Consider the following 18,456-nt stretch of genomic DNA (forward strand, 5'->3'; position numbering starts at 1 on the left):
TTTGTTATTTATATTTCTTTGTATTAAATGTATATCCAATTCCAGCCATCAACTGTCCGAAAACAAAATCCTGCTGTGCTTTGTCTGGCTTATTATTCAATGTAGTTTTAATATCCCACATATTGATGTAACCTGCTTTTCCTTCTACTCTTACCATGACATGATCCCAAAGTACTAAGTTAAGACTGGCTCTTACATCAGTCCCCATACCTGCAACGTGGAAACGGTCACTTCTTTCATTTCCAAAAAGCTTTACATTACTTTTTGGGAACATAAATCCAATACCGGCTCCATAAGACCAAACTAAATCAACATTTTTCTTGTTGATAAGACTTTGGTATTTTTCAAGACCTAAGTTTTCATAGTTAAGTCCGTCTGTATGTTCAAAAGTAAGGAACTTCTCATCTGCAAGGTTTACTTGCCCGTTCTGTACCATGGCTGCATATTCAGGATCTGAGATATGTCCTTTAAAGTTAACGGTTTGATCTTGGTCCATCACATATTTCATATGGTCAATTCCTAAAACAAGCGCTAAGTTATCTTTAATAAAATATCCTATTCTGAAATTATACTGTGTCACAGTAAACCAACTTGGATCAAAATAAACAAGCCCAAATTTGGTAGGTCTATCCTGAGCGGTTACATTATTCAGTTGAAAATCATATCCATTTCCTTTAAAACGAATATCAGAATTACTGAATGCTGCTCTGTTCCACCCATAAAAAGCGAACATCTGACCTTTTTTGCTTAAAGGTTCCGGCTTCTTAGAAACAGGAGTTTTAAACAAGTCTGCATTATTTTCTACAAGTAAAGAATCTTTTTTCTGTCCGAAAACAAAATTCGACATCATTAAGCCGACAACCAATAACTTTTTCATTTTACCTACGCATTCTTTTCAACTGCTGGGATAGGATCTGCATAATGTGCCAATCCATAATTTTGGGTCTGAGATAACTCAGGGTTTTTCACGTGCCACTCAAATTCATCTCTGAAGTGACGGATTGCTGCTGCAACAGGCCAAGCTGCTGCATCTCCCAATGGACAGATTGTATTTCCTTCGATTTTTCTCTGGATATCCCAAAGTAGATCGATATCTTCCATTTTTCCTTCTCCTTTTTCAATTTTCTTTAAGATTTTATGCATCCATCCTGTTCCTTCACGACAAGGGGTACATTGTCCACAACTTTCATGGTGATAAAATCTTGCTAAAGTCATTGTGTGGTCTACGATACACTGATCTTCATCCAACACGATGAAACCTCCTGAACCCATCATTGTTCCGGTAGCAAAACCACCATCAGCCAATGATTCATAGTTCATATATCTTGGCTCTCCGTTCACTGTTCTCAGCAATAGATTAGCCGGAACAATCGGAACAGAACTTCCTCCAGGAATACAAGCCTTTAATCTTTTTCCGTCTTTAATACCACCACAATATTCATCAGAGTAGATGAACTCTTCTACAGTAATGGTCATATCAATTTCGTATACCCCCGGTTTGTTGATGTTTCCACAAGCAGAAATCAATTTCGTACCTGTAGATCTACCCACACCGATTTTAGCATACTCAGCACCCGTAATATCAATGATTGGAACGATGGCTGCAATAGACTCAACGTTGTTTACCACTGTTGGTCTTTCCCAAAGACCTTTTACAGCCGGGAATGGTGGTTTTAGTCTTGGGTTACCTCTTTTTCCTTCAAGGGATTCAAGCAATGCAGTTTCTTCACCACAGATATATGCTCCACCACCTCTCTGTACATAGATTTCAAGATCGAAACCTGTTCCTAAAATATTTTTACCTAAAAATCCTGCTGCTTTAGCTTCTTCAATTGCTTCTTCCAAAATATCAGGAATCCAGGAATATTCTCCACGGATATAGATATAAGAAACATTTGAACCTAAACAGAAAGATGAAATCAACATTCCTTCAATCAATAGGTGAGGAAGGAACTCCATTAAATATCTGTCCTTGAATGTCCCAGGTTCAGATTCATCAGCATTCACTACAAGGTGTCTTGGAACGCCTTCCGGCTTTGCCAAAAAGCTCCATTTCATCCCTGTTGGAAATCCAGCTCCACCACGTCCTCTTAGTCCTGAAGTCTTTACTTCTTCAAGAATTTCATCAGGAGTCATCTTCAAGGCTTTTTCAGCAGCTGTGTAACCTCCCTGTTTGCGGTACGTTTCAAAGTAGCGAATACCTTCTATATGTGCGTCTTTAAGTAAAAGTTTTTTACTCATTGTTTATTATGCTTTTAGCGTTCAGCTATTGGCTCGTGGCTTTTAGCTTATGGCTATTTTTAATGTGTTAAAATTTATTTAGTCTAAAGCAAGTTGTCCCTGTCTGCAAAGATCAAGGATTTCATCTACTTTTTCTATCGTTAAATTTTCATGAAAGAACTTTCCAAGCTGTAGCATTGGTGCATATCCGCATGCTCCAAGACATTCAGCAGGTTTTAAGGTGAACATACCGTCTTCAGTAGTTTCTCCATCTTTAATGTTCAGTTTCGTTCTGATATGGTCAAGGATTTTTTCGCTTCCACAAACCATACAAGGTCCTGTTCTGCAAACTTCCAAAACATATTTACCTACCGGTTTCATATTGAACATCGTATAGAAAGTTGCTACTTCATATACTTCGATCGGTTTGATACTTAATAGTTCGGCAACATAATCCATCACAGGAACATCTAACCATCCTCCGAATTCTTTCTGTGCCAAGTGAAGTACAGGAAGAAGAGCAGATTTTTGTCTTCCTTCAGGATATCTTGCAATAATTTTGTGTACCTGTGCTAAACTTTCCGGTTTAAAAGCTATTGTTTCGCTCATTTTATTTAATGTATTATTGTACAATGTACAATGTACTAATGACTTATTTATTTTAATCACTGCAAAATCATGAATACATTTTACAATGATACTTTTTACAATTTATGCGTCTAATTCTCCCGCAATAATATTCATACTACACATCGTTACAATAGCATCTGAAATTACAGAACCTGTAATCATTTCAGGATAGGCCTGATAGTAGATGAAGCATGGTCTTCTAAAATGAAGTCTATAAGGGCTTCTTCCTCCATCACTCACAAGATAGAAACCTAATTCTCCGTTTCCACCTTCTACAGCATGGTAAACTTCTCCTTTCGGTACATCTGTTTCTCCCATTACAATTTTGAAATGGTAGATCAGTGCTTCCATTTTCTTATATACATCTGCCTTTTCAGGAAGATAGAAATCAGGTACATCCGCATGGAATGGTCCTTCCGGAAGATTTTCGTATGCTTGTTTGATAATTTTAAGTGATTCCCAGATTTCCTGTTGACGAACCATGAAACGGTCGTAAGTATCTCCTGAAGTTCCTACAGGAATAATGAAGTCGAAATCTTCGTATGATGAATAAGGCTGTGCAACTCTTACGTCGTAATCTACTCCTGCTGCACGTAGGTTTGGACCTGTAAAACCGTAGCTTAATGCTCTTTCGGCAGAGATGGCTCCTGTACCGATGGTTCTGTCCATGAAAATTCTGTTTCTTTCTAATAAAGTACCGAATTCTTTGAATCTTCCAGGGAACGTTTTTAAGAAGTCTTGTAATAATTCATGAAACTTAGGAGTGAAATCTCTTTCGAATCCTCCAATTCTTCCCATATTGGTAGTCATCCTTGCCCCACAGATTTGCTCATACATATCATAAATACGTTCTCTTTCTATGAACATATAAGTAAGACCTGTAATAGCTCCCGAGTCCATCCCGGTTACTCCGTTACAGATCAGGTGGTCACCAATTCTTGCTAGTTCCATTAGGATAACACGCATATAGTCTACACGCTTTGGAACTTTTACGCCAATCAGTTTCTCTACTGTCATGTGCCAACCTAAATTGTTGATCGGTGCAGAACAGTAATTCATACGGTCAGTAAGAGTAGTGATCTGAGAGTAGTTTCTTCTTTCAGAAATTTTCTCAAATGCTCTATGGATATATCCTACCGTTTGCTCAGCATGAAGGATTCTTTCTCCATCCATCGTTAAGATATTCTGGAAAATCCCGTGAGTAGCAGGGTGGGTAGGTCCCAAATTGAGGGTATATAATTGTCCGTCAATCTGTTCCTTACTTTCGTACTGGTTTAGTATATTAGATAATGAGTTATCTTTCATAATGATTGCTTTTAGCTATTTGCTTCTGGCTATTGGCTAGCCGCCATTGGCCATTCGCTTTTTATCTTCCGAACATTTGATCATCCTTGTCTGTTCTTGTACCATCTTCAAGTCGATATTCCTTCAACATTGGGTGGTATCCAAGATCTTCCATATTCAAAATAGGTCTAAGATCTGGGTGTCCTTTAAATTTAATCCCATAAAAGTCATACGTTTCTCTTTCCATCCAGTTAGCACCGGCATATAGTTCAGTAAGAGAATCCACTTCGATATTTTCTCTGGACATAAAGATCTTCAGACGTAATCTGAAGTTGGCCATCATATTATGTAAATGATATACAACACCTATTTCCTTTTCTGGGAATTCAGGGTAATGGATTCCGCAGATATCTGTAAGGAAATTAAATTCCAGTGATGAATCTTTAAGATAGTGAATGATCTTCTTGATATCTTCTTTCTTCACTTCAACGGTCAGCATTCCATAAGGTTCTGAACTTGAAATAACAGATTCCGGAAATTCTCTGGTAATTGCTTCTAATACAAATTCGTTTGTCATTTCCGTTTAGTTGCTTATGTTGTAAGAATCTAATAATTTCTGATATTCAGGCATGTCTCTTCTTCTGATGCTTTCGCTTTCTGCAAGAGCCTGTACCTGCATTACTCCTTCAATGATCTGTTCAGGTCTTGGAGGACATCCAGGAACGTAAACGTCTACCGGAATAATTTTATCAATTCCTTGAAGTACGGAATAGGTATCAAAAATACCACCACTGGAAGCACAAGCTCCAACTGCTACCACCCATTTTGGCTCAGCCATCTGAGTATATACTTCTTTAAGAACTGGTCCTAATTTCTTGGATATAGTTCCACAAACCATTAGCATATCTGCTTGTCTTGGGGAGAAAGAGTTTCTTTCCATTCCAAATCTTGAAGCATCATAAGTAGGGTTCAGGGTAGCCATAAACTCAATACCACAACAAGAGGTTGCAAAAGGTAATGGCCAAAGTGAAAACTTTCTTGCCATCCCGATTACACTGCTCAGTTTTGTTGCGAAAAACCCTTCTCCTTCATAGCCTTCGGGAGCAGGTGCATCTGTTCTTATTACTGGTTTTTTATCTGACATTTTAGTAAATATTTAAAGATTAAAATATTTAAAGATTAAAAAATAAGACCTTCACAATCTTTAAACTACTTAAATAAATTCAATCTTTTAATGTTAAAATTTATTTATCCCAATCTAGTGCTCCACGTTTCCAAACATAGAAAAACGCTACGAAGAAGATCGCAACGAACGTAAGTACAGCCAGGAATCCTTCCATACCGAATTCTCTGAAGTTTACCGCATAAGGATAAAAGAATACGATTTCAATATCGAATAGTACAAACAATACCGCAGTCAAGAAGTACTTGATAGAAAATGGTGTTCTCGCGTTTCCTTCACTAGGAACTCCACATTCCCAGCTTTGGTTTTTTACAGAGTCTCCTTTTTTCTGCTTAGGACCTAAGAAATGTGCTCCAAGTAAAGAAACAGCTACAAATCCTACTGCTACACCAGCCTGGATAAGTATTGGAATATAACTTTCAGGTAAATTCATTTTTGCATTATTATCTCAATTTGCAAATTTAACGAATAAACAAGAAAGCATGAAATTTATCAGCTTAAAAGTAGGATGAAAATAGAGAAAACGTACAATTTAGAATCAATAAAAATAACGGGTTATTTCTTCATTTTCTTAAGAAGAGCGTAAGCCATAAATGCAATATATCCAAAAAGAACACTTGCAAAAACAATATTGATTACCGTATTTGTCCTCCCATCGTGAGACTGAAAAAAGAAATTGTAGGCGATAAATCCAGCGATTAAAACAGCGAAAATGATAAGTTGTGGCTTCATAAGGCGAAAATGTTTGAGAGTGGGGAGTTTTAGAGTGAAGGGGTAAGGTTGTACTTACTCATCATTTATCATTTATCTCAAGTGAGTATGTTCTTCTTCTCTTATGGTTCACCGGGTTGTAGTCTTGCCACAAAAGTTGAACGCTTTTGTTTTCTTCGAGTTCAGGATTGGTTTCGGCAAAATTGATTCCCATACTTGTAAAACGCACAAAAATTTCTTTAAAGATAATAGCTGTTACTCCACGTCTTTGGTATTCAGGATGAATTCCGATCAGGTAAAAATTAGCACGATCATTCTTTTTCCCGGCTTGTAAGAAGTGCCACCATCCGAACGGAAATAATTTTCCTTTAGATTTTTGTAAAGCCTTTGAATAAGAAGGCATCGTGATAGCAAAGGAAACCAGCTGCTGGTTTTCATCTACCACACAGATAACATAGTTTTTGTCAATAAAAGGGAAGTACTTTTCCTTGTATGTTTTGATCTGTTCTTCAGAAATGGGAGTATAAGTGGAAAGGTGTTTATAGGTTTCATCTAGAAGTTTAAACATAGGCTCTACATAAGGGAGAATTTCATCCTTAGATTTAAATTTAAGAACCTTGAGTTTGTATTTTTGCGCAATTAACCCGCTGAATTTCTCTACTTTTTCAGGAAGTACTTTGGGGAAATTCATTTCGTATTCTACCCATTCTTTTTCCTTAGTTAATCCAAGATTTTCAAGATGTTTTGGATAATATGCATGATTGTAAATTCCAATCATGGTTGCCAGTTTATCAAACCCCATTGTAAGCATTCCCGCTTTATCAAGATTGGTAAATCCCATAGGCCCTTCAATCTTATCTATGCCATGCTCTTTCGCATATTCAATGGCAAGCTGAATTAAAGCTTTAGAAACTTCTTGGTCATCAATGAAATCTATCCAGCCAAAACGTACCTTTTTGATGCCTAATTCCTTTTCTTCTTTATGATTAATAATTATAGCAATTCTTCCAACTACCTTATTGTCTTTTATGGCCAGATATTGTTTGGACTCTGAATAATCTAAGGCCGGATTTTCCTTTGCATCCCAGATTTTCATTTCATCTTTAATAAAGGATGGAACGTAGTATGGATTATTTTTGTATAAATCCATTGGAAACCTTACGAATTGCTTTAGCTGAGCAGCTGTTTTTACTTCAATAATAGAAATTGTAGACATGTTTTTTGAGGTAATTTAAGGACAAATATAAATAATAATATCTTATACTTTGGCACAGTTTTTATATCATTATGCTTAAAAATTGAACACAAAATCTAAATAAAAATGACGGGTTATTATATCATTATTGGTATTTCAATGCTGGTGAGCTGGTGGGTTTCGTCCAGGTTGAAATCAAAATTTGAATATTATTCCAATGTACATCTTCGAAATGGTCTTTCGGGGAAAGAAGTAGCGGAAAAAATGTTGAGAGATAACGGGATTAATGATGTTCAAGTAATATCAGTTCCCGGACAGCTAACGGACCACTATAATCCGGCAGATAAAACAGTAAATCTTTCTGAAGGGGTGTACATGCAGAGAAATGCAGCAGCTGCAGCTGTAGCAGCTCATGAATGTGGACATGCCGTACAGCACGCAGTAGGATACTCAATGTTGAACTTACGTTCAAAATTGGTTCCTGTAGTTAATATAAGTTCCAATCTGATGCAGTTTGTTCTTATTGCAGGTATTGCGATAATGGCAGCTACCAGAACAATAGAAAATCCTAATGGAAATACAGCGATTCTGGCTATTGGTGTGGCTATGTTTGCTGTAACCACCTTATTTGCTTTTGTGACATTGCCGGTAGAGTATGACGCTAGTAACAGAGCAATGAAATGGCTTAAAGATACAGGTACTGTAACTGCTGAAGAATTTGTAGGAGTTCAGGATAGTCTAAAGTGGGCTGCAAGAACATATGTTGTGGCAGCTTTGGGATCCTTAGCTCAACTTCTTTACTGGGGATCTTTGCTTCTCGGAGGAAGAAGGGATTAATCATTAAATTGAAATAAAATATATTGCATCTCGGATAACTTTTCTGAGATGCTTTCTTTTTGTGCCAGTTTTAATGAGGCGGTAAGGATGCAGTTCTCATTAGCATCAAAATTGACCACCTTGGCATCAAATTTTGAAAGCAGGGTAAAGATGGTATTCTGCTGATTGAAGTTGAATTGAATCTCAATTTCGGTTTCCAGTTCTTTAGTAATGATATTGGCTTCCTCTAAGGTGATCTTTGCTGATTCTTTATATGCTTTTACTAAACCTGAAACACCCAGTTTTGTTCCCCCGTAATAACGAACTGAAATGACAAGCACATTGGTGATTTCATTAGCTAATAATTGATTATAAATAGGCAGGCCTGCACTTCCTGAAGGTTCACCATCATCATTAGCTCTATAATTTTCCCCATTCAATCCCATTCTGAAAGCATAGCAATGGTGTGTGGCCTTTGGATGCTCTTCTCTGATTTTTTCCAATGCAGCTTTTAATTCTTTTTCATTGGTAATCGGGAATGCAAATCCTATGAATTTACTTCCTTTCTCTTTTAATAAAGTGTTTTCTATGGGTTTTTCTATGGTTTTATATTCAAACGTCATTCTGTATTCCGGCTTTATTTATGCAAAAGTATTAAATGCTTTAGTATTCTGCATCATCATCATAAATTAAGCCGTCAAAATATGACGGCTTATATGTTTTTGAATGTGAAATTCTTTTACATCACATCTCCACAAAGATCCATTGGAATCAGGCACATGTAGCTTGTTGGGCCACAAAAATCCTGAGGGCATTTATCTCTGCATCTTGTAGGTTGTCCGTTAGGTAATGTACATGTTACAAAAACAGCACCTCCTTCAATTGTTCTTAGCCCGGCTCTGGATAATTTTCTTAAATTTTTCATGCTCATATTTTTAGTTTGATTAATTTGTACGATATCATAATATTAGCATGGGAATGATCCGTCTGCCCAAGGTGGTGGACAACTCATACTTGAAGGAGTAGCACAGCAGTGTTGTAATGAAGGTGGGTAAAATGAACAGCATTCAGGGGCAATACCTCCCTTTACTTTTTTTAAGCTCTGTCTTGAAACTTTCTTTAAATTTTTCATAGTAATATTTTTAGGATATTACTAAGGTAAATAAATTATTTCATTTCAATGGGATAAATGGGGTTTATTTTGATTTAAAAAAAGAGATGGTGTTATCTCTGTAGTTTTCTGTTTTGTAAGGAATAAGACTGAATTCTGGCGCTTTTGTACCGTTTTCTAATCTCAGATTTTCATTTTTAATAACAATAGCTTCATCCCAAAGATCTGCATCAATGAACTGCTGTAAAGTAAAACGACCACCTTCAATAATAACAGACTGAATCTGTTCTTTGTATAAAGATTCCATCAAATCAGACAGGAAGTTTTCTTTTTTGATTTTAATGAATTCTATATGATCTTCTGTTCCTTCTTTTACAGCGTTTAAAACAAAAGTTCTGGCTGCGTTGTTGTAAATGTTAAAGTCATTCGGAACTTTCAGATCAAAATCAATTAAAATACGAACAGGATGAGTTCCTTCAACGCTTCTTACAGTCAGACTTGGATTATCGGCTAAAGCTGTTTGTGTTCCTACCAGAATAGCATGTTCATCTGCTCTAAGTTGGTGGACGAATTGGTTGACCAAAGCATTAGAAACAGCAGTGGGCTTATAATTTTTATCTAAGAACCCATCACCAGATTCTGCCCATTTTAAGATGATGTAAGGTCTTTTCTTTTCATGATAGGTAAAAAATCTTTTGTTCAGTTCAATGCATTCCTTTTCAAGAATTCCTGAAACGGCTTCTATGCCAGCATCCTGAATGATCTTTTTGCCTTTTCCGTTAACCTTATCGTGAGAATCCATAGCACCAATAACTACTTTTTTAAAGCCTAGTTCTTTAATTTTTAAAGCGCATGGAGGAGTTTTCCCATAATGAGCACAGGGTTCCAAAGAAACATAAATCGTCGATTCCGGAATCAGGTTTTTATCTTCCACTGAATTGATCGCATTAATTTCTGCATGATTTTCTCCTGCCTTGTGATGGTATCCTTCCCCAATGATTTTGCCGTTATGAACAATCACACTCCCTACAAGTGGGTTAGGATAGGTTTTGCCCAGGGCTTTTTGAGCCAACTCAATACATCTTTTAATATATAGTTCGTCGTTATTCATATTTATAAAAAAGAAAAAGCGAAGACAAATTGCTTTGCTCCGCCCTTATTTATTTTGTTAATATTTATTCTCCGGCAATAATGCTGTGGAGATTTTGTTTTAAAGTTTCCAAATGAGCTTTCTTTTCATCAATAGTGTTATAAGTATCTCTTAACAGAGGGTTTTCTCTTGATGGTTTATTGAAGAATGAAAGGTTATTTTCAAGTTTAACGATTTCAGCTTCAAGATCAGAAATCTGATTTTTGATCTTTCTTGCTTTGTCGGTAAGTTGATTTTCAGATAATCCTTCTTCTTTCAATTCAAGTTCGTTGATCTTATTGATCTTTAATTTCTCTCTTAGTGTTTTATTAAATTCAGAATTGATTGAAATTTTATCTCTTGGAACTTTTCCAATGTTATTCCAAGCTGTTTTGATTGCTTCTATTTTTTCTATACTTCCTTCGTCATTGGAAACCAATTTTAATTCGTCCAGAAGAGCTTTTTTGTTTTTGTAGTTTTCCTTCCAGTTATCGGTAGAAGTATTGCTCTTTTCTCTATAATTGTTAAAGAAGGCATTACAAGCGTCACGGAATTCATCCCAGATTTTATTGGTCATGCTCTTTGGAACATGCCCGATTTTTTTCCAGTCTTCCTGAAGCTTTTTGAATAATGGAACAGCAATATCCCATTCTTCGTTATTCTGATTATCCTGAGCGGTCTGGATCAGTTTTAGCTTTTCTTCCAGATTAGCCTGCTGAGAACCTTTTAAAGATTTGTAATAATTATTTTTTGTTGTATTAAATCCTCTAAGGGTTGTTTTGAAATCATTCCAATTCTGGTTGGATAATTTTCTTGGGACGCTTCCTGTTTTCAGGAAATCGGAACGAAGATCTTCAACTCTTTTAATAGCGTTTTGCCAGTAATTATGATTAGGTGTTTCAGATGGTTCTGAAAGTTTTTTAATTTCAGCGATAATCTGAGTTTTCTTTTCAAGATTGGCAGCCTGTTCTTTTTCAATGGATGCAGAAAGTTCAGATTTTCTTTCGTGAATTTTATTGGAAATTTCTTTGAATTCTTCCCATGTTTTTTCACGGAATTCTTCTGCTACAGGTTCCGCTTCTTCTTTCCATAGTTTATGAAGATACTGAAGTTCATTTAAAGCTTTTTGGATCACAGGTTCATTCTCCAATTCCTGTGCACGGGCAATAATATGCTGTCTTTTTTCAAGGTTATGGCTGTATTCCTGTTCCAAAAATTCCTTATTCAGATCAAGCATTTGATAAAACTGATTCAGATGGTGAAAATAATTATTGTTAAGAATTTTAAACTCAGATTTAGCAACTTGTCCGGCTCTTGACCACTCTTCTTTGATCTCACGAATGGATTTGAAAAGATTGATTCCCGGTTCCGAATTGGTGTATAGGTTTTTTAATCTTTCAATAATGGTTTGACGGTGTTCCAGATTTTTTTTCTGCTCTTCTTCCTGTCCTTTTTGGAATTGGTCATGTTTTTCTCTGAAGATATTAATTAAAGCAGAGAATTTAGCTTGTGAAGGATGCTCATAACTGAACGTTTCAGAAGCATTCCCAGTTTCTGCAAACTCGTGTTTTTTATCTTCCACTTCATCATGGATGTGATGACTTGCTTTTTCTTTTAGTTGATTGAATCTTTTGGAGTTCTCACCGGCATCAGGCGCATTGATGAGTTTTTCCATTTCTTTAAGGGCATCAGCCAGAGAAATCTCGACATCTTCATGTTCTTCCAGGTGTTCAGCATCATCTCCATGAGGATGGGCATCATGAGAAACTGTGTTTTCCGATGTCTCCTGTGATACTTCGTTAGGATTTTTCTTTTCTTCGTTTTCAGAAAGATTGTTTTCTGTAGTCATAGCAAATCTTTTATGTGAGTGGCGTTAATATCCTTCAAATATAGCTGTAAGGCCAATTAAAGTACTAATTTATGTTATTTTTTTTAAAAATTCCAAATTTCCCAAGCTTTTTCTGCTTGCTGTTCAAGCATATAATAACCGTTTACTGTTTTTGCTCCTTTTTCGGAAGCATTGATGATAAATTGAGTATAGTTGGGATTGTAAATTAAATCGATAACTAAATGTTCGGAGGAAAGTGCATCAAAAGGAAAAGCCAGGCAGTCTTCAATATTTGGAAATGTGCCTACCGGTGTACATTGGATAATAATCTTATGTTCTTGTACGGTTTCCTTATCCAGATTTTCAAAATTGATTTCCGCATTTCTTGAAATAGTTTGTGATGGAATATTATGTTTATCCAAAACATACTTTACTGCTTTTGCTGCCCCTCCGTTTCCTAAGATCAATGCTTTGTCCTGCGATGATTTTTTGTGAAGAAGAAGGGTCTTTTCAAAACCGAAAGCATCTGTGTTGTACCCGGTTTTTTTACCGTTTTGAATTAAAACACAGTTTACAGCACCAATTTTTTCGGCTTCATCACTTAATTCATCAAGATAGCTGATGATCTGTTCTTTATAAGGGATGGTTACATTAAAACCTAACAATTCAGGTGAGGAAAAAAGGTTTTCTACTTCATTGATTTCACTCAGGTCAAAAATATCATAGGAAAAACCTTTAAGCATAAGCTTTTGGAACTTATTTTCGAAGAATTTTTTAGAAAAAGAATAGGAAATATTTCGTCCTATCAATCCTAATTTTTTATTGGAATCCATACGATCAAAATTATAAAAAAAGACCGGATAAATCCGGCCTTTAGTTTGAAATATTTTATAATAATTATTCTACAATAAATTTAGTAGAGAAATTATCTGTTTTTAAGATGTAAGTTCCTTTTACTAACCCTTTAAGGTTGATTTTATTTGAGTTTTTAAAAGGGTTTGCAATTGATTCAATTACTTTTCCTGAAAGGTCATAGATTTGAGCTTTTGAAATTTTGCTAAGGTTTTCACCTTTTACAAACAGTTCATTGTTTCTTACCGGGTTAGGGTAGATGGTGAATTCTGCTTTGTCTTTCTTGGTTTCAGAAGTTGCCAAAGATCCGTTGTAGCAAGTCCATTTAAGATCATCTATTGCCACTCTGTTATTATTGCTAGGGTTTACAATTTTAATAACGGCGTTTCCTGTAACATTCACATTGATTGGTGTTGTTGTTGCTGTTACGCTGTAAGGGACTGTTCCTACTAAATTATCATTGACAAAAACATTCAGGTTGCCATCTGATCCACTGAATTTAAGTTGAGTCGTTACTGTTAATGTCTGAACTCCGCCAGGTACGTTGGAGCTCGTTAGATCACCTCCTTGAATTGTTATTGCTTTACCATTAATGGTTTGATCCGTTCTTGCAAAGGTTGCTGTCCAACTTACATTATTGTTTGTCCATGTTCTGGTTTTATAGTCATTTGCATTTGCTGGAATATTACTAAAGTTCTCATCACCACAGTTTCCTACGTTTACGGGTCCGTCAAGAGTAGTTCCTGTTGCAATATTACTTTGTGGGGAGGTATTTCCAAACGCATCTTTTGCAATGACATGGAATGAATATTGGGTAAGAGGTAGTAATCCGGATATTGTAGCTGTTGTAGATGCTCCAGATACATTAGATTTAAATACGTTATCTACATAAATATCATAACCTGTTACTCCAACATTATCTGTTGATGCTGTCCAGCTTAATGAGATAGAATTTGAAGTTGGTGTATTGGTTACTAAATTCGTCGGTGCTGTAGGGGCTTGGTTATCAACAACTGGAGCTCCCCATATTAAATTTGCATAAGCAGAATTATCAATGAATGGGTTTCTATTTCCTTGGAATGTAAAGGCTGCGTTATTTCTATTAATTTCTTCCGGAGATACAGGGTCCATAGCATTCCAAGCTAAAAGCTGTTGAAGCTCCCATGAGTCAAGTCCCGGGAAAGCCGAGCCACCAAGCATATTACCAGTACCAAAGGTAGAAAGTCTATCTTCGTATCTTGTTACAAAATAAAAAATCATTCTGGCAACATCTCCTTTGAAAGCATCAATGGGCTCAAATACAGTTCCTCCATATCCTGGGGAAACTGAATTTCCAAGTTTGGAACCGTTCTTAGAAATAAAAGTAGCAGAGCCTACCTGGCCAAAAGGGTAGTTTGATCTTGCTCCATTTACTTTTCCATCTGTGGCACGAATAAAGTGAATATCTGCAACCATAGGTGAAGAACTATTAAATAAGCTTTGAGGTACAATATGTTCTCTGTTATAGCAATCACCTTCTTTAGAATAGGTTCCACATTGACTGCTACCTACAGTGAAGTTGTAAGGGTCTTGTCCTGTAGGATTTTCAGAATAAATGTCTAGTATTGTACCATCATTTTCAAAATTTGAGTTTATGTCACGATCAGTCGTGTAATAGGCTGTCCATAGACCTCCATAACCCTTATCTTGATGACCAGAAGTAATGATCCCTTTAAGGGCAGTTTTAAGAGGAGCACCTGTTAAACCGTTTGCTGCATTATAATAAGTAGCAGAAGGCTGTGCGAAAGAGCCGATAAATATCAGCGCTAAGAAAAAAGATAAAATTCGTTTCATTTTTTTAAAATTGGGGCGTAAAGGTACAAAAAAATGAAACCGAAAAAGGTTTTTAGTGTTAAATGTATAAACTTAATATATTAATTTTTAGTAATATACTCTTTGCTGATTTTTGAGAAGAACCAAGAGATTGTAATGCCAAATACAGATGCGGTAAGAGCTACGATAAAATAGTTTTTTCCAACAATTTTTACAGGGAATGGTAATACTTCATTGGCTCTGAAAAATTCCGTATAAAGCTGGAAATAACATAAGGCTGTTCCACATATTAAACCGCTAATTACCCCGGAAATTACAATAAGAAGTCCGGTGTAGAAATAGGTCAATCTTAAATGGCTTAAAGGAAAGCCTAATGAAATAAGAGATTTTGCCTGTTCTTTTTTATCAAGTTGTAAGATAATGATAGCTCCGGCAAGATTAAAGGTGGTGATGAAAATAACCAGTGCAAAAATCAGATAGATAAATAGCTTTTCAGTATTAATCATCTTCCAGAAAGCTGCATTTTCCTCCTCCTTAGTTTTGATTTCAATATTTTTGCCCAAAGAAGAGATTAGGCTTTGTTTTACGGTGTCAGCATTTTCAGGATTTCTTAATTTAATAACAATCTGATAAGCTGAATGTTTTGGAAGGCTTAATAATTCCTCTGTAAGTTCAATAGGGGAGATAATATAGCTGTCCAGCTGATCTTTTCCAGGGAAAACTCCGGTTACTGAAATATCTCGTTTATTATAAATATCTTCTTCTTTACTGATGATTCCGGTTCCTGGTTTTGGCATGAAAACCGTTGCGTAATGGTTGGAAGAATCTACCGGAATTGACAATCGGTTATCCAAACTGTTTTCCATTAATACCTCGTTAGAGTATTTGAAACTTGGGTAATTCCCATAAAATACTTCCTTATTAATAGGATTTACTTTTGTATAGGCAGAGTCAACACCTCGTAAATAGGCTATATCCCCCTTTCCGTTAAAGCTGATGTATACCTTTTCTTCAATAACACGGGAGTAGCTGGTAATCTCTTTATTGCTATTTAAAACTTTATTAACCTGATCCAGGTTTTTAATGGTTTTACCTGATATACTTTTTAAGGTCAGGTCAGCATGAAGATTAGAGATTAAATCTTTGTTTAGATTTTCAAGCCCTGAGAAAACTGAAATAATAACGAACATTGCAGCCACAGCAACCGTCATGGCACCTACTGAAAGCCATGTAATAAAGGTAACAGCGGTACTGCCTTTTTTAGCCAAAAGGTATCTGGATGCTATGTAAAATGCAATATTCTTCAAGATCTATAAAACAGGATTGTCGCCTTCGCCTCTTAATTCTCTTTCCAGTTTTTCAACGTCATCAAGAGCTGTATCTAAATAAAAGCTGAGTTGTGGAATGATACGTACCTGTTTTGCCATTTTCTGGCCAATAAAGTTTCTGTATTGAGTTTTGTTTTCCTCAATTTCCTTCATTACCGCAGTACGGTGTTCTTGAGGGAAAATACTTAAATAAATTTTTGCAATACCCAAATCCGCCGTTACTTTTACATCTGAAACGGATACCAATATACTTTGTTTGCTGTCAGCAGCCTGCTTGCGGAAAAGTTCTGCGAAGTCCTCCTGAATAATCTGTGCTACTTTTCTTTGTCTGTTACTTTCCATAATTTATGCAAATTTACTACTTTTGTTTGAATTGATACTTTGAAATTCAGTGATCGTATCAAATTTACGAATTAATTATATTTATTAGTATTTATGAAGCTAGAACATATCGGTATTGCCGTAAAATCTTTAGGTGTTTCTGACGAACTTTTTGCTAAACTATTAGGAAAAGAATCCTACAAACAAGAAACAGTGGAAAGAGAAGGAGTGGTAACTTCTTTCTACGAAACAGGAGAAAGTAAAATAGAGCTTTTGGAAGCCAGTAATCCTGAAAGTCCAATCTCAAAATTTATTGAAAAAAAGGGAGAAGGCATCCATCATCTGGCATTTGGGGTTGAAAATATCCTGGAGGAAGTAAAAAGATTAAAAAAAGAAGGATTTCAATTTATCTCCGAAGAACCGAAAGAAGGTGCTGATAACAAATTAGTTGTATTCCTTCATCCTAAATCAACAAACGGTGTACTGGTAGAACTTTGCCAAGAAAAGCAATAAAAAATTTTGTAGTGAAAGAAATTTTACTATTTTTGCAAACACAAAATTTAACCAAGTTTTGAGGTCCTATAGCTCAGTTGGTTAGAGCACCTGACTCATAATCAGGTTGTCCTTGGTTCGAGCCCAAGTGGGACCACTTTAATTATCAAGCACTTACAGTGATGTAGGTGCTTTTTTTTGGTTTCAAGTATAACAAAAGTATAATGTAGTTGCTGATTCAAAGATAGTTATTGTTTTCATTTAATTGCAAATAATTGTATTTTTGAAAAAAATTATAATGATGGAAAATATATATTTTAACACACTCGATCGATTTTTATCAATCCGTTTTGAAAAACTTAAATTTTATATCGCTTTTTTTTATTTCCCTGTACTCATTGCAATTGCTGTAGTCTGCAATATAATTTCTGAAGCCAACGGTTTTTCATTGCTTACAATTTTGCCTTTGGTTATTGGCGCGCCAATGTTAATGATCCCAGCAATTTATTTTCTACGAGGCGAAAATTATTTCATTCTCAGAGAATTTGTGAAGAGTTTGGACACAAGTCATATTAATTGTGATCTACAATCAATTTTTAAGGTCGAAGCTATACAATTGTTTTATCAGGAAAAATTAAATGACCTTCAATCAGTTTTTAATTTTATTTATCATAAGGACAATAATTCACAGGATTGTTTGAATTACAAACCGAATAAAAAATTATCAAAAAGATCGAGAGAAAAGCTTGAGACTTTTTACAATGCAGAAGCAAATAAGTATTTTGATGTTTGCGAATACGAGCTGGATTTTTTTGTTGAACTCATAGAAGGAAAACGGAGTGCAGAATCAAATACGATCCATTTAAATGAAGATCTCTCAAATAATGATATTATATCTTTAATTGATGCAATCCACCATTATACAGGTATTTATCAGATCCGTATCCAATTACTGTTTAAAAGATTCAAGAAGAAAAATAACAACTATGAAAATCTCAACTGGGGTTCTATGAAGTCCTCTAAAAGCCAATGTGTTAGTATTGGTAAAAGTTAATTTTTTCTACAATTTATCTATTAACTTTACATAGTCAGAAGTTAATTTCTAAGATTTCATCCAAGTTCATTTCTACAATTTTGTGTCATTAATCAAAAACAACTGATATGACACAAGTTCAACTACAGCAAGAATTAAACGAAATAAAGAAGCTCCTGAAGGACAACTTTATCAACAGCAAAGATGTTTTGACCTCAAACGAAGTCCTCAAATATCTTAATATAAGCTACAGTCTACTTTCAAAATTGACATCTGCCGGACTTATTCCCTTTTATAAGCCCACCAATGGATTGCTGTTCTTTTTCAGATCCGAACTGCACGACTGGATAAAAGAAAACAAGATCTACTCCGAAAAAGATGCAGAAAATCTTTTAAAAAATCACCGTACCAATAAAAAAGCATAACCGCTCTGTTATGGCTATAATAATTCTTGTTTCAAACCTAAATATGAGACAGATATAAGTCCGTATTTTATCAATCATCAAACAGT

General features: G+C 35.5%; 22 protein-coding genes and 1 tRNA gene. 5 read left to right on the top strand and 18 right to left on the bottom strand.

The annotated features are described in order from the left end of the window. Positions 1–4: 4 nt before the first annotated feature. The 9 genes from EL260_RS04580 to EL260_RS04615 all read right to left on the bottom strand — a co-directional run bounded on the left by EL260_RS04580 (position 5) and on the right by EL260_RS04615 (position 7,244). Positions 5–877: a hypothetical protein gene (locus tag EL260_RS04580; RefSeq protein ID WP_123859053.1), complete on the bottom strand. Its 873-nt coding sequence runs from the start codon at positions 875–877 to the stop codon at positions 5–7. A gap of 5 nt (positions 878–882) precedes the next feature. Beyond that, positions 883–2,241, bottom strand: a complete 1,359-nt coding sequence (gene nuoF / locus EL260_RS04585; RefSeq protein ID WP_123859054.1) for an NADH-quinone oxidoreductase subunit NuoF — start codon at positions 2,239–2,241, stop codon at positions 883–885. 78 nt (positions 2,242–2,319) lie between these two features. Continuing rightward, positions 2,320–2,829, bottom strand: a complete 510-nt coding sequence (locus tag EL260_RS04590; protein WP_048508762.1) for an NADH-quinone oxidoreductase subunit NuoE family protein — start codon at positions 2,827–2,829, stop codon at positions 2,320–2,322. A 102-nt stretch (positions 2,830–2,931) separates the two neighbouring features. Beyond that, entirely contained in the window at positions 2,932–4,155 is a 1,224-nt protein-coding gene (gene nuoD, locus EL260_RS04595) for an NADH dehydrogenase (quinone) subunit D (RefSeq protein WP_123859055.1), read from the bottom strand. Between the two features lie 61 nt (positions 4,156–4,216). Beyond that, positions 4,217–4,711, bottom strand: coding sequence for an NADH-quinone oxidoreductase subunit C (locus tag EL260_RS04600; protein ID WP_123859056.1), 495 nt, complete (start codon positions 4,709–4,711; stop codon positions 4,217–4,219). Positions 4,712–4,717: 6 nt separating this feature from the next. Further along, positions 4,718–5,278 (bottom strand): NADH-quinone oxidoreductase subunit B, encoded by a 561-nt coding sequence (locus EL260_RS04605; protein ID WP_002983540.1) that lies wholly within the window; start codon positions 5,276–5,278, stop codon positions 4,718–4,720. 100 nt (positions 5,279–5,378) lie between these two features. Beyond that, positions 5,379–5,750, bottom strand: a complete 372-nt coding sequence (locus tag EL260_RS04610; RefSeq protein WP_045492896.1) for an NADH-quinone oxidoreductase subunit A — start codon at positions 5,748–5,750, stop codon at positions 5,379–5,381. Between the two features lie 122 nt (positions 5,751–5,872). After that, on the bottom strand, positions 5,873–6,049 hold the full coding sequence (locus EL260_RS25475) for a hypothetical protein (RefSeq protein ID WP_164466603.1): 177 nt from the start codon (positions 6,047–6,049) through the stop codon (positions 5,873–5,875). 61 nt (positions 6,050–6,110) lie between these two features. Further along, positions 6,111–7,244 carry a GNAT family N-acetyltransferase gene (locus EL260_RS04615; RefSeq protein WP_123859057.1) on the bottom strand — a complete coding sequence of 378 codons (1,134 nt, stop codon included), beginning with the start codon at positions 7,242–7,244 and terminating at the stop codon, positions 6,111–6,113. Between the two features lie 105 nt (positions 7,245–7,349). Between EL260_RS04615 and EL260_RS04620 the strand changes: the two genes are divergently transcribed. Further along, positions 7,350–8,060, top strand: a complete 711-nt coding sequence (locus EL260_RS04620; RefSeq protein WP_123859058.1) for a zinc metallopeptidase — start codon at positions 7,350–7,352, stop codon at positions 8,058–8,060. On the opposite strand, the gene EL260_RS04625 is transcribed toward EL260_RS04620, so the two are convergent. The 9 genes from EL260_RS04625 to rbfA all read right to left on the bottom strand — a co-directional run bounded on the left by EL260_RS04625 (position 8,057) and on the right by rbfA (position 16,441). Further along, positions 8,057–8,662, bottom strand: coding sequence for an IMPACT family protein (locus tag EL260_RS04625; protein WP_123859059.1), 606 nt, complete (start codon positions 8,660–8,662; stop codon positions 8,057–8,059). The two genes, EL260_RS04620 and EL260_RS04625, sit on opposite strands and share 4 nt — an antisense overlap. Positions 8,663–8,778: 116 nt before the next feature. Then, positions 8,779–8,964, bottom strand: coding sequence for a bacteriocin-like protein (locus EL260_RS04630; protein WP_123859060.1), 186 nt, complete (start codon positions 8,962–8,964; stop codon positions 8,779–8,781). A 42-nt stretch (positions 8,965–9,006) separates the two neighbouring features. After that, positions 9,007–9,171: a bacteriocin-like protein gene (locus tag EL260_RS25480; protein ID WP_164466604.1), complete on the bottom strand. Its 165-nt coding sequence runs from the start codon at positions 9,169–9,171 to the stop codon at positions 9,007–9,009. Positions 9,172–9,235: 64 nt separating this feature from the next. Beyond that, positions 9,236–10,261: a bifunctional diaminohydroxyphosphoribosylaminopyrimidine deaminase/5-amino-6-(5-phosphoribosylamino)uracil reductase RibD gene (gene ribD / locus EL260_RS04635; protein WP_123859061.1), complete on the bottom strand. Its 1,026-nt coding sequence runs from the start codon at positions 10,259–10,261 to the stop codon at positions 9,236–9,238. 64 nt (positions 10,262–10,325) lie between these two features. Next, complete coding sequence (locus EL260_RS04640; protein ID WP_123859062.1) at positions 10,326–12,128, bottom strand: DUF349 domain-containing protein; 1,803 nt, start codon at positions 12,126–12,128, stop codon at positions 10,326–10,328. Between the two features lie 83 nt (positions 12,129–12,211). Beyond that, on the bottom strand, positions 12,212–12,940 hold the full coding sequence (locus tag EL260_RS04645; RefSeq protein WP_123859063.1) for a shikimate dehydrogenase family protein: 729 nt from the start codon (positions 12,938–12,940) through the stop codon (positions 12,212–12,214). Between the two features lie 64 nt (positions 12,941–13,004). Next, positions 13,005–14,792: an endonuclease gene (locus EL260_RS04650; RefSeq protein WP_123859064.1), complete on the bottom strand. Its 1,788-nt coding sequence runs from the start codon at positions 14,790–14,792 to the stop codon at positions 13,005–13,007. Positions 14,793–14,872: 80 nt separating this feature from the next. Then, the gene (locus tag EL260_RS04655) at positions 14,873–16,078 is read right to left on the bottom strand and encodes an ABC transporter permease (protein WP_123859065.1); all 1,206 of its coding nucleotides are present in this window, start codon (positions 16,076–16,078) and stop codon (positions 14,873–14,875) included. 3 nt (positions 16,079–16,081) lie between these two features. After that, positions 16,082–16,441 carry a 30S ribosome-binding factor RbfA gene (gene rbfA, locus EL260_RS04660; RefSeq protein ID WP_123859066.1) on the bottom strand — a complete coding sequence of 120 codons (360 nt, stop codon included), beginning with the start codon at positions 16,439–16,441 and terminating at the stop codon, positions 16,082–16,084. A gap of 93 nt (positions 16,442–16,534) precedes the next feature. Here rbfA and mce point away from each other — a divergent pair, with 93 nt between their 5' ends. The 4 genes from mce (at position 16,535) to EL260_RS04680 (ending at position 18,370) form a co-directional block, all read left to right on the top strand. Further along, a complete protein-coding gene (mce, locus tag EL260_RS04665) occupies positions 16,535–16,933 on the top strand; it encodes a methylmalonyl-CoA epimerase (protein ID WP_047095995.1) in 399 nt (132 codons plus the stop codon). Positions 16,934–16,995: 62 nt separating this feature from the next. After that, positions 16,996–17,069: transfer RNA gene (locus EL260_RS04670), tRNA-Ile, on the top strand. A gap of 141 nt (positions 17,070–17,210) precedes the next feature. Continuing rightward, the gene (locus EL260_RS04675) at positions 17,211–17,966 is read left to right on the top strand and encodes a hypothetical protein (protein ID WP_123859067.1); all 756 of its coding nucleotides are present in this window, start codon (positions 17,211–17,213) and stop codon (positions 17,964–17,966) included. 107 nt (positions 17,967–18,073) lie between these two features. After that, positions 18,074–18,370: a helix-turn-helix domain-containing protein gene (locus EL260_RS04680; protein ID WP_123859068.1), complete on the top strand. Its 297-nt coding sequence runs from the start codon at positions 18,074–18,076 to the stop codon at positions 18,368–18,370. The last annotated feature ends 86 nt before the right edge of the window (positions 18,371–18,456 follow it).

The organism is Chryseobacterium nakagawai (assembly GCF_900637665.1).
GTDB lineage: Bacteria > Bacteroidota > Bacteroidia > Flavobacteriales > Weeksellaceae > Chryseobacterium > Chryseobacterium nakagawai.

Excerpts from the sequence above, each read along its gene's own strand:
- EL260_RS04580 (WP_123859053.1), bottom strand. The coding sequence starts at position 877 with ATGAAAAAGTTATTGGTTGTCGGCTTAATGATGTCGAATTTTGTTTTC.
- nuoF (WP_123859054.1), bottom strand. The coding sequence starts at position 2,241 with ATGAGTAAAAAACTTTTACTTAAAGACGCACATATAGAAGGTATTCGC.
- EL260_RS04590 (WP_048508762.1), bottom strand. The coding sequence starts at position 2,829 with ATGAGCGAAACAATAGCTTTTAAACCGGAAAGTTTAGCACAGGTACAC.
- nuoD (WP_123859055.1), bottom strand. The coding sequence starts at position 4,155 with ATGAAAGATAACTCATTATCTAATATACTAAACCAGTACGAAAGTAAG.
- EL260_RS04600 (WP_123859056.1), bottom strand. The coding sequence starts at position 4,711 with ATGACAAACGAATTTGTATTAGAAGCAATTACCAGAGAATTTCCGGAA.
- EL260_RS04605 (WP_002983540.1), bottom strand. The coding sequence starts at position 5,278 with ATGTCAGATAAAAAACCAGTAATAAGAACAGATGCACCTGCTCCCGAA.
- EL260_RS04610 (WP_045492896.1), bottom strand. The coding sequence starts at position 5,750 with ATGAATTTACCTGAAAGTTATATTCCAATACTTATCCAGGCTGGTGTA.
- EL260_RS25475 (WP_164466603.1), bottom strand. The coding sequence starts at position 6,049 with ATGAAGCCACAACTTATCATTTTCGCTGTTTTAATCGCTGGATTTATC.
- EL260_RS04615 (WP_123859057.1), bottom strand. The coding sequence starts at position 7,244 with ATGTCTACAATTTCTATTATTGAAGTAAAAACAGCTGCTCAGCTAAAG.
- EL260_RS04620 (WP_123859058.1), top strand. The coding sequence starts at position 7,350 with ATGACGGGTTATTATATCATTATTGGTATTTCAATGCTGGTGAGCTGG.
- EL260_RS04625 (WP_123859059.1), bottom strand. The coding sequence starts at position 8,662 with ATGACGTTTGAATATAAAACCATAGAAAAACCCATAGAAAACACTTTA.
- EL260_RS04630 (WP_123859060.1), bottom strand. The coding sequence starts at position 8,964 with ATGAAAAATTTAAGAAAATTATCCAGAGCCGGGCTAAGAACAATTGAA.
- EL260_RS25480 (WP_164466604.1), bottom strand. The coding sequence starts at position 9,171 with ATGAAAAATTTAAAGAAAGTTTCAAGACAGAGCTTAAAAAAAGTAAAG.
- ribD (WP_123859061.1), bottom strand. The coding sequence starts at position 10,261 with ATGAATAACGACGAACTATATATTAAAAGATGTATTGAGTTGGCTCAA.
- EL260_RS04640 (WP_123859062.1), bottom strand. The coding sequence starts at position 12,128 with ATGACTACAGAAAACAATCTTTCTGAAAACGAAGAAAAGAAAAATCCT.
- EL260_RS04645 (WP_123859063.1), bottom strand. The coding sequence starts at position 12,940 with ATGGATTCCAATAAAAAATTAGGATTGATAGGACGAAATATTTCCTAT.
- EL260_RS04650 (WP_123859064.1), bottom strand. The coding sequence starts at position 14,792 with ATGAAACGAATTTTATCTTTTTTCTTAGCGCTGATATTTATCGGCTCT.
- rbfA (WP_123859066.1), bottom strand. The coding sequence starts at position 16,441 with ATGGAAAGTAACAGACAAAGAAAAGTAGCACAGATTATTCAGGAGGAC.
- mce (WP_047095995.1), top strand. The coding sequence starts at position 16,535 with ATGAAGCTAGAACATATCGGTATTGCCGTAAAATCTTTAGGTGTTTCT.
- EL260_RS04675 (WP_123859067.1), top strand. The coding sequence starts at position 17,211 with ATGATGGAAAATATATATTTTAACACACTCGATCGATTTTTATCAATC.
- EL260_RS04680 (WP_123859068.1), top strand. The coding sequence starts at position 18,074 with ATGACACAAGTTCAACTACAGCAAGAATTAAACGAAATAAAGAAGCTC.